The following is a 13,639-nucleotide window of genomic DNA, read 5'->3' on the forward strand; positions in this document are numbered from 1 at the left end:
CGCCTCCCGATCCGAGCTTCCGTCATCTTCGAGAGGAAACATAGCGGAGACCGCTCGGGCGGATCAGCGGTGGCGCATCGGCCGGATCAGAACCCTTCGTTGGCGCGCGGTGCGTAGTCGGCGCCCAGCGCCTCCAGCTCGTCGGCGGTCAGCTCCACGTCCAGCGACGCGACCGCGTCGTCGAGGTGGTGGAGCTTCGTGGCTCCGACGATCGGAGCGGTGACCGCCTCCTGCTGCCGGACCCAGGCGAGCGCCACCTGCGCACGGGGCACGCCGCGCTGCTCGGCGATGCGTGCGACGGTCGCGACGGTCCGCCGGTCGGCCTCCTCCTGCTGGCGGTAGAGGGTGCCGCCGAAGACGTCGGTCTCGGTGCGCGCCGTGGTCTCGTCCCAGTCGCGGGTGAGCCGGCCCCGGGCGAGCGGCGACCACGGGATCACGCCGACTCCCTGGTCGACGCAGAAGGGGTGCAGCTCGCGCTCGTCCTCGCGCTGGATCAGGTTGTACTGGTCCTGCATCGAGACGAACCGCGTCCAGCCGCCCAGATCCGCGGTGTACTGCGCCTTCGCGAACTGCCACGCCCACATGCTCGAGGCGCCGATGTAGCGCGCCCTGCCCGAGCGGACGACGTCGTGGAGCGTCTCCATCGTCTCCTCGATCGGCGTCTCGGGGTCCCAGCGGTGGATCTGGTAGAGGTCGACGTAGTCCGTGCCGAGACGTCGGAGGCTGTCGTCGATCGCGCTGAGGATGTGCCGCCGCGAGAGGCCGCCGCCGTTGGGGCCGGGGCGCATCCGCCCGTGGACCTTCGTGGCGATCACGACCTCCTCGCGGACCGCGAAGTCCGCGAGCGCCCGGCCGACGAACTCCTCGCTCGTGCCGTCGGAGTAGACGTCCGCCGTGTCGAACGTGGTGATCCCCAGGTCCAGCGCCCGCCGGAGAAAGGTCCGCGACTCCTCCTCGCCCATGCTCCAGCCGTGGGCCCCGCGGTCGGGAGCGCCGAAGCTCATGCAGCCGAGGACGATCGAGGAGATCTGCAGGCCGCTGGAGCCGAGTCGGGTGGAGTCCATGCGCGTCGCTTCCGTGTCGAGGAGGGGGTCCCTCCAGCGTCGCACCCGCGAGCGGCGGCGCGCCAGCCGTCCGGCTACACGGCCGGATCGCGACGAGTGGCGGCGACCACGCTCGGGAGGAACAGCGCGACGACGGCCACCGCGGCCGGCGCCAGCAGCGCCCAGCCGATGTCGGGCACGGCGTACTGGCCCTGGAAGGCGCCGAGCGCCACGGCCATCATCACCAGCTGGATCGTCAGCGCCGACGCGCGCATCCAGCCTCGCCGTCGCACGGCGCCGAGCGTCGTCGCGGCGGCCCAGCACACGGCGATCAGCGCGAGGACGACGATGGCGATCCCTCCGCCGACCGTGTCGGCCCGGGTCGTCAGCAGCTCGAGCACGAGCCACGCCGCGACCCCGGCGACGGCGAGCGTCTCGAGGGCCAGGACCGCGATCAGCACCACCAGACCGAGCGGCCGGGAGGCGATCGGGCGGGGTCCGCGGGACCCGTTCGCGTCAGCGGTCACAGGCACATCCCATCCAGGACTCTTGATTCGGGCTCATCCCCGTGACAGGCTAGTCCAGTTCGTTTCACCGCTCACAGGGTCGTGGGTTTCCGCCGATGTGAACATCCGATCCCGCCGCGCCGTCAGGCAAGGGGGCGAGCCGGATGACCAGCACTGGAGCCGGGTGGCCGACGCAGTGCTCACGCATCGCGTCGAGTGCACCGGCAAGAACCGAGCGTTCTCCCGTCCACCACCCCGATCCACCCCGCGCTCCAGCACGGGGCCTCGTGGCGTGCGCCGGTGAGGGCGCGGAGGTCGAGTACTGGTCGGGATCGTCGGCGTGGATCGATCATCCCACCCGAACACTGCGTGGTTCCTCCACGCACGCCTTCACACAAGGAGCACCCGCATGGACTGGCGCGACAAGGCCGCTTGCCTCACCGCAGACCCCGAGCTTTTCTTCCCGGTCGGCAACACCGGCCCGGCCGTGGACCAGATCGAGAAGGCGAAGTCGGTGTGCGCACGCTGCACCGTCACCGAGGTCTGCCTCCAGTACGCCCTCGAGACCGGCCAGGACTCGGGCGTGTGGGGCGGCCTCAGCGAGGACGAGCGTCGCGCCCTGAAGCGCCGCGCCGCCCGCGCACGCCGCGCCTCCTAGGCGCACGAGCCGCTCGGCGGCACGAACGATCCCGACCCCCGTCGCCTCTCGGCAGCGGGGGTCGCGTCGTCTCCGGGCTCAGGAGCGGGCGCGCTCCAGCCACCGCAGCGGCACCTCGATGGTGACCTCGGTGCCGCGCCCGACCAGCGTGTGCCAGTCGATGGTGCCGCCGAGCTCGCCCTGGATGAGCGTGCGCACGATCTGCGTGCCCAGGCCCGATCCGACCTTGCCCTCCGGCAGCCCGACGCCCGTGTCGCGCACCTTCACCGTGAGCTCGTCGTCGCTGCGCGAGGCGACGATCTCCACGTCGCCCTCCCGTCCGGCCAGGCCGTGCTCGACGGCGTTGGTGACCAGCTCGGTCAGGGCGAGCGCGAGCGGAGTCGCGTACTCGCTGGGCAGGTTGCCGAAGCTCCCCGTCAGCTTCGGGTGCACCGTGGTGTTGTGGGTCGAGGCGACCTCGGCGATCAGCAGCAGCACCCGGTCGAAGACCGCGTCGAAGTCGACGTTCTGGTTCAGCCCCTCCGAGAGCGTGTCGTGCACGACCGCGATGGCGGCGACGCGGCGCATCGCCTGCGTGAGCGCCTCCCGGGCGAGGTCGGAGTGGGTGCGCCTGGCCTGGATCCGCAGCAGCGAGGCCACGGTCTGCAGGTTGTTCTTCACGCGGTGGTGGATCTCGCGGATCGTCGCGTCCTTGGTGATGAGCTCCCGCTCCTGGTGGCGCAGCTCCGTCACGTCGCGGCACAGGACGACGGCGCCGACCCGCTCGCCGCGGTCGCGGATCGGGATCGCGCGCAGCGACACCGTCACTCCGCGGGCCTCGATGTCGGTGCGCCACGGCGCCCGGCCGGTCACGACCAGCGGGAGCGACTCGTCGATGACGACCTTCCCCGCGATCAGCTTCGTGGTGACCTCGGCGAGCGACTCCCCCTCGAGCTCGTCGGCGAAGCCGATGCGGTTGAACGCCGAGAGGGCGTTGGGGCTCGCGAACGTGGTGACGCCGTCGACGTCCAGGCGGATCAGTCCGTCGGACGCGCGCGGCGCCCCGCGACGTGGACCGGTCGGCGCGCCCAGGTCCGGGAAGTCGCCCGAGGCGATCATCGAGAAGAGGTCGTTCGCGCAGTCGTTGAACGTCAGCTCCTGCCGGCTCGGCGTGCGCGTCTCGCTGAGGTTGGTGTGGCGCGTGACGACCGCGATGGGGCGGTCCGTCGTGCCGCCGTCGGAGGCCCCCAGGCGGCGCAGGACGGGCACCGCGCGCACGCGGGTGGGCGTCTCCTCGAACCAGTCCGGGGCGGAGGTGTCGACGATCCGCGCGGTCTCGAACGCCTCGACGACCTGGGCGCGCCACTCCGACTTGATCCTCTGCCCGACGAAGTCGCGGTAGAAGAGCGTCGCCGCGCTGCTGGGGCGCGCGTGGGCGACGGCGACGAAGCTGTCGTCGGCCGTGGGCACCCAGAGCACGATGTCGGCGAAGGCCAGGTCGGCGAGCAGCTGCAGGTCGCCGACGAGCAGGTGCAGCCATTCGACGTCCGCTTCGTCGGATCGGCCGTGGGAGAGGACGAGGTCACTGAGGGTCGACACCCGACAAGCCTAGGGCGCGGCCGGGCGGTGCACGCCGGGCTCGCTGTCCACAGCTCGGGACGGCCGACGATTATCCACAGTCTGCGCCTCTGCACTCCATGAGCATCCCTCGACTGCTTCGATGAGGTCGTCCTCGCGTGCCGACCCAGCGCGCCCCGCCCGTCGAGCAGAGAGGTGACCCGGACCCGTGAACAGCTCGTCCTGCCCCAGGAGATCGCCGCATGAGCCTTCCCCTCCACGCCTTCGACTACCGCACCCTCCCCCTCGACCCCGAGGCGGCCGTGGAGCGGCTCACCCTCGCGGAGTTCTTCGCCCCGCAGCCTGCGACCCGCGCCGAGCTGCCCGACCCGGAGCCCCTGCTCGCCCGGCTCACGCACCTCGTGATCGAGATCCTGGAGGGCTCGCGCGAGATCGACCAGATCGCGCGATGGCTGAGCGACGAGGTCTACCACCACCTGCAGAAGCGGGTCGTGCTCGCGGCCCGCGCCCGCAGCCTGCGGAAGCGGACGGCGCAGCGCGTCCCGTTCACGGTCGGACGGGTGATCGTCACGGAGCCGCGGGACGGCGTCGTCGAGGGAGTGGTCCTGGTGCATCACCGCGCACGGAGCCGGGCCGTCGCGATCCGGCTCGAGGGTACGGACGCCCGCTGGCGGGCCACCGCGATCAACGTGCTGTGAGGAGCGGGTCAGCGCTCCCGGGCGGCCGCACCGGCCGGGAGCACGATCTCCACTCCCCTGTCGCGCAGGGCCTCCTCGAGCTCCGGGGGCGGCGGGGCGGCGGTGGCGAGATGATCCGCGCGACCGAGCTCCGCGACCTCCTCGGGGACGGCTTCACCGCCGCCGACTACGACCACATCGGCGGACTCCCTCCCCAGCCCGGCTCGCAAGCGGTGTGCGCAGCGGTGGAGTCGGCGCTCGAGGCCTGCTGCGTCCCCGGGCTCGTCCTCGAGACGGACCGGCCGACGACGATCGGCCTCGGCGACACCTTCGCCGGCGGCTTCGTCTCGGCTCTCGCGCGCGGCGAGTCCTGACGGCGGGCGAGGCCGGGCTCCGAGCCTCCGCAGGAACGCCGACGGCCCCGGACACCCGCTGCTGCGGGACCGGGGCCGAGGGCGTCGTCCGGGGAGGACTCAGCGGCGCTTGGACTGCGCGCGTCGCTCCTCGCGGTTGGCGGGGGCGTCCGAGCCGCCCGGCTTCTGGCCGAAGGCGCCGGTCGTCGGAGTCTCCTCCGCCTCGCCCTCGGGGAGCGCCTTGCGGGCCTCCTCGGCGCGGGCCTTCGCGGTGGCCGCCTGCTGCACCTGTCCGCGCTGGTCGCGGACCTCGACGCCGCCGGTGTCGCTCGGGGCCGAGTAGCTGAGCTTCTCGGCCGGAGCGACCGGCTGAGCGAGGCCCTTGGCCGCGACTCCGGCGACCTCGCCCTGCTTCTGGGTCACCTCGACCTCGAGGTTGAAGAGGAAGCCGACGGTCTCCTCGCGGATCTGCCCCATCATCTGCTGGAACAGGGCGAAGCCCTCGCGCTGGTACTCGACCAGCGGGTCGCGCTGGGCCATCGCGCGCAGGCCGATGCCGTCCTTGAGGTAGTCCATCTCGTAGAGGTGGTCGCGCCAGCGGCGGTCGATCACCGAGAGCACGACACGGCGCTCGAGCTCGCGCATGGCGGGAGAGCCCAGCTGCTCCTCGCGGCGCTGGTAGGCGAGCTGCGCGTCCGAGAGGATCTCGCGGCGCATGAACTCCTTGTTGATGCGGCCGCGGCTGCCCGCCTCCTGCACCACCTCGTCGATGGTGAGGCTGATCGGGTACAGCGTCTTCAGCTCGGTCCAGAGGGCGTCGAAGTCCCAGTCGTCGCCGTTGCCGTCGCCGGTGTGCACCTCGAGGATCTCGTCGATCACGTCGACGAGGAACTTCTGGGTGCGCTCGTGCAGGTCGTCGCCCTCGAGGATGTGGCGGCGGTCCGAGTAGATCGCCTCGCGCTGGCGGTTGAGGACGTCGTCGTACTTGAGGACGTTCTTGCGGATCTCGGCGTTGCGGGCCTCGACCTGCGACTGGGCGCTGCGGATGGCGCGCGAGACGACCTTCGACTCGATGGCGATGTCGTCCGGGACGTTGCCCCGGCCCATGAGCGCCTCGGCGGCGCCGGAGTTGAACAGGCGCATGAGGTCGTCGGTGAGCGAGAGGTAGAAGCGGCTCTCCCCCGGGTCGCCCTGGCGGCCCGAGCGTCCGCGGAGCTGGTTGTCGATGCGGCGCGACTCGTGGCGCTCGGTGCCGAGCACGTAGAGGCCGCCGGCGGCCTGGACCTTCTCGGCCTCCTCGCCCACCTTCTCCTTGACGGCGGCGAAGACCTCGTCCCACGCGGCCTCGTACTCCTCCGGAGTCTCGGAGGGGTTCAGGCCCTTGGCCGTCATCTCGGAGACCGCGAGGAACTCGGCGTTGCCGCCGAGCATGATGTCGGTGCCTCGACCGGCCATGTTGGTCGCGACGGTGACGGCGCCGAGGCGGCCGGCCTGGGCGACGATGGCCGCCTCCCGTGCGTGGTTCTTGGCGTTCAGGACCTCGTGGCGCACGCCCTTCTTGGCGAGCAGGCGCGAGAGGTACTCGCTCTTCTCGACGCTGGTCGTGCCGACGAGGACCGGCTGCCCGGCCGCGTGGCGCTCCGCGATGTCCTCGACGACCTGGGCGAACTTGACCTGCTCGTTCTTGTAGACGAGGTCGGCGTTGTCGATCCGCTGCATCTTGCGGTTCGTCGGGATCGGGACGACGCCGAGCTTGTAGGTCGACATGAACTCGGCGGCCTCGGTCTCGGCCGTTCCGGTCATGCCGGAGAGCTTCGCGTAGAGGCGGAAGTAGTTCTGGAGCGTGACTGTGGCCAGGGTCTGGTTCTCGGCCTTGACCTGCACGCCCTCCTTCGCCTCGATGGCCTGGTGGATGCCCTCGTTGTAGCGGCGTCCGGCCAGGATGCGGCCGGTGTGCTCGTCGACGATCAGGACCTCGCCGTTCAGCACGACGTAGTCCTTGTCCTTCTTGAACAGCGCGCGCGCCTTGATGGCGTTGTTGAGGAACGAGATCAGCGGGGTGTTCGCCGACTCGTAGAGGTTGTCGATGCCGAGGTAGTCCTCGACCTTCTCGATGCCGGGCTCGAGGACGCCGACGGTGCGCTTCTTCTCGTCGACCTCGAAGTCCTCGCCCTCGTCGAGGCGCTTGGCGAGGTTGGCGAACTCCGCGAACCAGCGGTTCGCCTCGCCCGAGGCCGGCCCGGAGATGATCAGCGGGGTGCGGGCCTCGTCGATGAGGATCGAGTCGACCTCGTCGACGATGGCGTAGAAGTGGCCGCGCTGGACCATGTCCTGCGCCTGCCACGCCATGTTGTCGCGGAGGTAGTCGAAGCCGAACTCGTTGTTCGTGCCGTAGGTGATGTCGGCCGAGTACTGCTCGCGGCGCTGCTCCGGGGTCTGGCCCGAGAGGATCACTCCGGTCGTCATGCCGAGGGCGCGGAACACGCGCCCCATCAGCTCGGACTGGTACGACGCGAGGAAGTCGTTGACCGTGACGATGTGCACGCCGCGGCTGGCGATCGCGTTGAGGTAGGCCGGGAGGGTCGCGACGAGCGTCTTGCCCTCTCCGGTCTTCATCTCGGCGATGTTGCCCAGGTGCAGGGCGGCGCCGCCCATGAGCTGCACGTCGAAGTGGCGGAGGCCGAGCGTCCGGCGCGAGGCCTCGCGGACGGCGGCGAACGCCTCCGGCAGCAGGTCGTCGAGGGACTCGCCGTTCGAGTAGCGCTCGCGCAGCTCGACGGTCTCGTTCTTCAGCTCCTCGTCGCTGAGGTGCGTGAAGTCCTCTTCGAGGGCGTTGACGGCCTTCGCGTAGTTCTCGAGGCGGCGGATGACCCGCCCCTCCCCGACGCGAAGGACCTTTTCGAGGACAGAGGCCACGGGGTACTCCAATAAAAGTAGAAGACAGGAGTCGCGCGCCGGAGCGCGGACCGCGACCAGCCTAGCCGGGGCGGGCGGCGAGCGGTCGGGGCGACGCGTCCGCCCTGGGCGGACTCCCTGCCTGGGCACGGGGAGGGCCCCGGAGCGGATGCTCCGGGGCACGGGGAGGGCCCCGGAGCGGATGCTCCGGGGCCCGGGGTCGGATCTCAGCCGGCGGCCTGCTCGGCGAGCTCGTCGGCCTCGTCGCCGAGGCCGATGACGCCGTAGTCCCAGCCCTTGCGGCGGTAGACCACGCTCGGGCGGTTCGTGTCGGAGTCGATGAAGAGGTAGAAGTCGTGTCCGACCAGCTCCATGTAGTCCACGGCGTCGTCGACGGTCATCGAGACGGAGGCGAAGACCTTCTTGCGGATGACGACGGGGCAGTACGGCTCCTCGACCTCGTCCTCCACCGGCTCCGGCGCCTCCTGCACGGGGATGACGCCCGTGCTCAGCTGCTCCAGCACCGCCGCGTCGGCCGGCTGGATGGCGACGACGCTGAAGTCGTCGGCGGCCGCGTCGCGGAGCGAGGTCGGCCGATGCTGGCCCCGATGGACCTTCTTCCGGTCCTTGGCGCGTCTCACCCGTTCGAGCAGCCGGCCGATGGCGACGTCGAACGCCGCGTACTTGTCGGCTCCGCTCGCCTCGGCCCGGACCACGGGCCCCTTGCCGATCAGCGTCAGCTCCACGCGGTCGCCGCCGGCCGAGCCCTTGCCCTCGGCGTGCCTGCTCGCCTTGATCTCGAGTGCGAGAGCACGATCGGCGAGGTGCGCCACCTTGTCCGACTTCTCCGTCGCGTACGCGCGGAAGCGATCGGTGATGTCGATGTTGCGTCCTGTGATGTCGATGTCCATGACAACCTCCCAGTCGAGTACGGCGTGCCGCCTTTCTCCGGGGCGGACCGTTCACGCCGTGCCCCCACCGTAGACCCCGGCCACCGGATCGTCACCGGGAATTCGTCCGGATTCTGCTGCTACGTTCCCTCCTCGTTGCGCGGTGCCGGCCAGGGCCGCCGCGGCCCGGACCGTCCCGCCGGCCGCACGCACGGCGCGCCGGAGCTCGAGCAGGGTCGCGCCGGAGGTGACCACGTCGTCGACGAGGACCACCGGCGGCCACGACGAGAGCGGACGGCGGGCGCGGAACGCCCCGTCGAGGTTGCCGCGCCGCTCGACGCGGCCGAGCCCGACCTGGTCGCGGACTATCCGCGACCGCCGGAGAGGACGCACCGCCCGCCCTCCCGACGCGGCGACCAGCTGCGCGACGGGATCGGTGCCCCGCCGCACGCGGCCGAGCCAGGAGCCGGGCGGGACGACCAGGATCGCGGGGCTGCCGGCGAGCGCCGCGCCGAGGGCCGGACGCAGCAGCGCGCCGAGCGGGGCGAGGCAGGCCGTGCGGCCCTCCTCCTTCAGCGCGACGACGAGGCGGCGCACCGTGCCCTCGTACGGGGCACCGGTGACGATGAGGAGCGGATCGTCCTGCGGTCCGACGACGCGGGTCAGCAGGCAGGCCGAGGCGGCCGCGTCGGCCGAGCAGTCCGGACAGGGCGCCCGGCTCGTCGGCTCTCCGCAGGCGGGGCACTCCAGCGGGAGGAGGACGGCGAGGGCGTCGAGCAGGTGATCGGAGAGCATGCCTCCACGTTCGCCGTCCGGGCCGCGGCGCGGGCGGTGGATCCGTCGGATCGGGACGATCCGCCTGCCCGACGCGCCTGGGGAGGAGCATCCGGAGCGCGCCGCCGTCGGAAGGGCTCGTCGCCGCCGACAGGACCGGTCAGGACCCCATGCCGGTCTGCGCCGCGAGCAGCCGGATGTCCGTCGCGGTCGTCTGCCAGGCCGAGCCCCGCTGCTGCCGGAGCTCCCCGCCCTCGGCGAGGATGCGGATCTGGGTCGAGGTGTTGCCCGCGGCGATCTGGACCGTGCCCGTCGTCGTGCCGAGCGCCGTGGCGCCTCCGCCGAGCAGGTTCATCGTGACGGCGTCCTCTCCCGTCGAGCCGCGGACGACCGACACCACATCGAGCTCGTCCGTCCAGGCCGCGGCGACCGCGGTCCCCAGAGTCGAGCGGAGGACGACCGGCTCGCCGACCGCCACCGGGTCGCCGTCCCGGGAGCGGGTGATGCCAGCCACCAGCACCGTCGCCTGCTGCCCGTCCTGGGCGAGCGCCAGCATCCGGGTGCCGTCGCGCGACACGGCGATCGAGGCGAGCGACTCGACCTCGCTCCAGGCCGTCGCGACCTGCATCGAGCGCGAGCCGTCCGCGGAGTACGCCACCAGCTGCCCGGGCGAGGCCGACGGCACGGACCACACGTACCCGAGCGGATCGATCGTCGGCGCGACGAGGCCCGACCGCGCGTCGAGGAGGACGTCGGCGCCGTCGGGCTCCACGAGGCTCACGCCCGCGGCGGTGAGCACGGCGGCCGACGCGTCCGAGTCGGCCCCGCGCTGCTCGCCGAGGACCGCGGCCCGCGGCTGCAGCGCCTCGATCCGATCCGAGATCCCGAGGCCGGCCAGCCCGGAGGAGCCGAGGAATCCGAAAGCGTCGTCGGTCAGCACGAGCGGCCGGGTGTCGACGCGGGGCGAGGTCGGCAGCCCGGTGACCTCGGAGGGGACGTCGATCGGGTTCTGCTCGACGGAGAGCGCGACTCCGGTGACGTTCGAGACGTTCGCGAGGCTCCGGTTCAGCTGCAGGGCCATCAGCCGCCACTGCGCCGGATCGGCCTCGAGAGCGGCCGGGTTCAGGTCGACCACGGCGCGCTGCGACTCGACCGGCACGGTCTCGGCCGCCAGGGTCGTGCCGGTCGGGAAGGCCGACACGACGGCGGCGGAGTCCCGCAGCCACGGCGTGGGGCCGCGCAGCAGCTCGGTGACGATCGTGGTGCTGGTGGAGCTGTCGGCGCGCGAGGCGAACCAGCGCAGGTCCGGCACGAGGTACTGGTATCCGGGGTCGAAGAAGTAGAGCGCGTGCGTCGAGAAGACCTGCTCGAAGGTGGTGCGGTCGATCACCACGCCGCTCGGCGGCGCGCTGATGCGCCACTCGCCGTTCTCCTGGACGAAGCCGTAGTCGAGGGTCAGGCCGGCCGTGGTGGCGACGTCGGTGTAGACGCCGGTCGCGTCGACCTCGGCGACGGGCGTGATCGTCAGCGAGAGCGTGGATCCCGACTGCGGCGAGGCGGAGCGCTGGCCCTCGTCGACCGTGACGTGCTCGCCCGGCGTCCAGTCGGCTCCGGTGGAGAGGAACTCGCGGGCGATCTTGTAGTTGTTCTGCGGGCTCGACGCGGCGTCGATGAAGCCGGTCAGGATGTCGCGCTGCGACGCACCGACGGCGGGTCCCGACGGGAGGAAGTCGTACTGGAGGTCCTGCGGCGCGGTGTCGGGCCGTCCGACTCCGACGTCGCCGTCCCGCGGGATGCCGGCGCACCCGGCCAGCCCGAGCGCGAGCAGCGCGGCGGCCGCGGCGGCGCGGAGGACGCCGCGCCTCACGGGAGCACCCCCGCGGCCCCGACCGGAGGAGGCTGCAGCGGAGGGAGGACGATCGGGCCGCTGTAGGCCTGCTCGCCCGCGTCGACCGGGGGCAGCGGGAGCGGCGAGGCCTCGATCCGCTCGCCGCGGTGGCGGGGCACGGTCAGGCGGAAGCAGGCGCCGCGATCGGGCACGGACCAGACCTGCAGCCAGCCGTGGTGCAGGGCGGTGTCCTCCTGCGCGATGGAGAGGCCGAGGCCGGTGCCGCCGAGCGTGCGGCGGCGGGACGGGTCGGCGCGCCAGAAGCGGTCGAAGACGCGCACCACCTCCTCGCTGCTCATGCCGTGCCCGTAGTCGCGCACCGCGAGGGCGACCGCGCTGGCGTTGCTGTCGACGGTGACGACGACCTCGCGGCCGTCGCCGTGCTCGATCGCGTTCCCCAGCAGGTTGCGGACGATCCGGCGGATGCGGCGCGGATCGAGGTCGGCGTCGAAGTAGCCGCCCGGGGCGGAGAGAGTGAGCCGGGAGCCGTTCGCCTCCGCGATCCCGCGCATCGCCTCGATCTCGTCGCCGGCCAGCTTCACCAGGTTGACCGGCTCGAGCTCGAGCTCGGCCGATCCCGCGTCGTGGCGGGAGATCTCGAGCAGGTCGGCGAGGAGGCTCTCGAAGCGGTCGATCTGGCTGTGCAGCAGCTCGACCGTGCGCTCGGCGACCGGGGCGAAGTCCTCGCGCTGGTCGTACAGCACGTCCCCGGCCAGCTTCATCGTCGTCAGCGGCGTCCGGAGCTCGTGCGAGACGTCCGAGACGAAGCGCTGCTGGACCTGGCTGAGCGTCGCGAGCTCGCTGATCCGGTCCTGCAGGCTGTCGGCCATGCCGTTGAAGGACCGGGCGAGGGTCGCGATCACGTCCTGGCCCCGCTCGGGGATCCGCACGTCGAAGTCGCCGGCGGCGAGGCGCTGGCTCGTCTCGGCCGCGACCCGGACCGGGGCGACGACGATCCGCACGACGACCCAGCTGACCGCTCCGATCAGCAGGATGAGCAGGATCCCCGCCACGTTGAGCACCTGCTGCACGAACTGGAGCGTGCGCTCCGCGTCCGCGAGGGAGTAGCCGATGTACAGCTCGTAGCGCCCGGCCGAGCTCGGCAGCTCGAGGGTCGAGCCGACGAGGATGCCGGGCTGCTGCTGACCGGAGGCGTCGAGCGTCACCGACTGCCAGTACTGCCCGTCGGAGCCCGCCTGCACCCGCTCGCGCAGCGCGTCGCTGATCACGCCGTTCTGCAGCTCACGGTTGTAGATGTCCTGAGGCGCCAGCGAGGACGCCTCCTGGTCGGGCGAGCGCACGACGGCGATCAGCGCGGAGGAGGAGGCGTCCCGGACGGCGGTGCGCACCGAGCTCATCACCTCCTCCATGTCCTGGCGGGTGGAGACTGTGGCGGCGTCGAGGTATCCCTGCGCGGCCCGGGTCGCGCGCGACGTGTCGCCCGTGACCTGCGTCAGCCGTGACTGGAACAGGTTGTCGCTGATGCTGTACGAGAGGTAGACGCCGGTCGAGCCGATGGCGATGCCGCTGAGCAGGACCGTGATCGCGACCGCGCGGAACTGCAGCGACGTGCGCCACACCCCGAGCACGCGGCGGGGCCACCGGCGCACGTCGGGAGCGGCGAGGCGGGGCACGGTCAGCCCGGGAGGACGGCGCCGGCGCGGTAGCCGACGCCGCGCACGGTCATCACGATGCGGGGGTCGTCCGGGTCCTTCTCGACCTTGGCGCGCAGGCGCTGGACGTGCACGTTCACGAGGCGGGTGTCGGCCTTGTAGTGGTAGCCCCAGACCTGCTCGAGCAGCATCTCGCGGGTGAAGACCTGCTGGGGCTTGGAGGCGAGGGCGAGGAGGAGGTCGAACTCGAGCGGGGTCAGGCCGATGCGCGTCTCGCCGCGGCGGACCTCGTGGCCGGCGACGTCGAGGCTCAGGTCCCCGACCTGCAGCACCGCGTTCGCGGCGGCGGTGGCGGGACGCAGGCGCGTCCTGATCCGCGCGACGAGCTCCTTGGGGTCGAACGGCTTGACCATGTAGTCGTCGGCGCCGGACTCGAGGCCCTGCACGACGTCGGAGGTGTCGGACTTGGCCGTCAGCATGATGACGGGGACTCCGGACTCGGCGCGGATCGCGCGGCACACCTCGATCCCGTCGATCCCGGGCAGCATCAGGTCGAGCAGGACCAGGTCCGGCCGGGCCCGCCGGAAGGCCTCGAGGGCGCCTGAGCCGTCCGCGCAGAAGGAGACGTCGTACCCGTCGGCGCGCAGGACGATGCCGATCATCTCGGCCAGGGCGGCGTCGTCGTCGACCACCAGAATGCGCGCGCTCATCGGTCTGCTCTTCCTCGTCTCGGGTCGCGCCCGCCCACGGCGCGCACGGTGACCCGACCCAGGCTAACCGACGCA

The 13,639-nt window shown here is 72.0% G+C and carries 12 protein-coding genes; 3 read left to right on the forward strand and 9 right to left on the reverse strand.

The window, feature by feature from the left end; all coding sequences use genetic code 11:
• Window positions 1-86: 86 nt before the first annotated feature.
• Entirely contained in the window at window positions 87-1,064 is a 978-nt protein-coding gene (locus C5C63_RS01310; RefSeq protein ID WP_104325363.1) for an aldo/keto reductase, read from the reverse strand.
• A 74-nt stretch (window positions 1,065-1,138) separates the two neighbouring features.
• A complete protein-coding gene (locus C5C63_RS01315; protein ID WP_258065364.1) occupies window positions 1,139-1,570 on the reverse strand; it encodes a hypothetical protein in 432 nt (143 codons plus the stop codon).
• 388 nt (window positions 1,571-1,958) lie between these two features.
• On the opposite strand from C5C63_RS01315, the gene C5C63_RS01320 reads away from it, so the two are divergent.
• On the forward strand, window positions 1,959-2,207 hold the full coding sequence (locus tag C5C63_RS01320; RefSeq protein ID WP_055788231.1) for a WhiB family transcriptional regulator: 249 nt from the start codon (window positions 1,959-1,961) through the stop codon (window positions 2,205-2,207).
• A gap of 78 nt (window positions 2,208-2,285) precedes the next feature.
• On the opposite strand, the gene C5C63_RS01325 is transcribed toward C5C63_RS01320, so the two are convergent.
• Window positions 2,286-3,785, reverse strand: a complete 1,500-nt coding sequence (locus tag C5C63_RS01325) for a sensor histidine kinase (RefSeq protein WP_104224128.1) — start codon at window positions 3,783-3,785, stop codon at window positions 2,286-2,288.
• 221 nt (window positions 3,786-4,006) lie between these two features.
• Here C5C63_RS01325 and C5C63_RS01330 point away from each other — a divergent pair, with 221 nt between their 5' ends.
• Together C5C63_RS01330 and C5C63_RS01335 are read left to right on the forward strand one after the other, a co-directional pair.
• A complete protein-coding gene (locus tag C5C63_RS01330) occupies window positions 4,007-4,462 on the forward strand; it encodes an Rv3235 family protein (RefSeq protein WP_219812326.1) in 456 nt (151 codons plus the stop codon).
• 110 nt (window positions 4,463-4,572) lie between these two features.
• The gene (locus tag C5C63_RS01335) at window positions 4,573-4,815 is read left to right on the forward strand and encodes a hypothetical protein (protein WP_104224129.1); all 243 of its coding nucleotides are present in this window, start codon (window positions 4,573-4,575) and stop codon (window positions 4,813-4,815) included.
• Window positions 4,816-4,914: 99 nt separating this feature from the next.
• On the opposite strand, the gene secA is transcribed toward C5C63_RS01335, so the two are convergent.
• The 6 genes from secA to mtrA all read right to left on the reverse strand — a co-directional run bounded on the left by secA (window position 4,915) and on the right by mtrA (window position 13,564).
• Window positions 4,915-7,710 carry a preprotein translocase subunit SecA gene (gene secA, locus C5C63_RS01340; protein WP_104225488.1) on the reverse strand — a complete coding sequence of 932 codons (2,796 nt, stop codon included), beginning with the start codon at window positions 7,708-7,710 and terminating at the stop codon, window positions 4,915-4,917.
• Window positions 7,711-7,916: 206 nt separating this feature from the next.
• Window positions 7,917-8,600 carry a ribosome hibernation-promoting factor, HPF/YfiA family gene (gene hpf, locus C5C63_RS01345; protein WP_104224131.1) on the reverse strand — a complete coding sequence of 228 codons (684 nt, stop codon included), beginning with the start codon at window positions 8,598-8,600 and terminating at the stop codon, window positions 7,917-7,919.
• Between the two features lie 51 nt (window positions 8,601-8,651).
• A complete protein-coding gene (locus C5C63_RS01350) occupies window positions 8,652-9,374 on the reverse strand; it encodes a ComF family protein (protein ID WP_104325366.1) in 723 nt (240 codons plus the stop codon).
• A 139-nt stretch (window positions 9,375-9,513) separates the two neighbouring features.
• The gene (locus C5C63_RS01355; RefSeq protein WP_104325367.1) at window positions 9,514-11,220 is read right to left on the reverse strand and encodes an LpqB family beta-propeller domain-containing protein; all 1,707 of its coding nucleotides are present in this window, start codon (window positions 11,218-11,220) and stop codon (window positions 9,514-9,516) included.
• On the reverse strand, window positions 11,217-12,875 hold the full coding sequence (mtrB, locus tag C5C63_RS01360) for an MtrAB system histidine kinase MtrB (RefSeq protein WP_258065365.1): 1,659 nt from the start codon (window positions 12,873-12,875) through the stop codon (window positions 11,217-11,219). Before mtrB ends, C5C63_RS01355 begins: the two co-directional genes overlap by 4 nt.
• A gap of 2 nt (window positions 12,876-12,877) precedes the next feature.
• A complete protein-coding gene (mtrA, locus tag C5C63_RS01365) occupies window positions 12,878-13,564 on the reverse strand; it encodes an MtrAB system response regulator MtrA (RefSeq protein ID WP_104224133.1) in 687 nt (228 codons plus the stop codon).
• Between the last annotated feature and the right edge of the window lie 75 nt (window positions 13,565-13,639).

Origin of the sequence: Rathayibacter sp. AY1B8, from assembly GCF_002932775.1 — a bacterium.
GTDB lineage: Bacteria > Actinomycetota > Actinomycetes > Actinomycetales > Microbacteriaceae > Rathayibacter.

Bases quoted from the DNA above. Each gene is read 5' to 3' on its own strand.
- C5C63_RS01310 (WP_104325363.1), bottom strand. From the start codon at position 1,064: ATGGACTCCACCCGACTCGGCTCCAGCGGCCTGCAGATCTCCTCGATC.
- hpf (WP_104224131.1), bottom strand. From the start codon at position 8,600: ATGGACATCGACATCACAGGACGCAACATCGACATCACCGATCGCTTC.
- C5C63_RS01335 (WP_104224129.1), top strand. From the start codon at position 4,573: ATGATCCGCGCGACCGAGCTCCGCGACCTCCTCGGGGACGGCTTCACC.
- C5C63_RS01350 (WP_104325366.1), bottom strand. From the start codon at position 9,374: ATGCTCTCCGATCACCTGCTCGACGCCCTCGCCGTCCTCCTCCCGCTG.
- C5C63_RS01320 (WP_055788231.1), top strand. From the start codon at position 1,959: ATGGACTGGCGCGACAAGGCCGCTTGCCTCACCGCAGACCCCGAGCTT.
- mtrA (WP_104224133.1), bottom strand. From the start codon at position 13,564: ATGAGCGCGCGCATTCTGGTGGTCGACGACGACGCCGCCCTGGCCGAG.
- C5C63_RS01330 (WP_219812326.1), top strand. From the start codon at position 4,007: ATGAGCCTTCCCCTCCACGCCTTCGACTACCGCACCCTCCCCCTCGAC.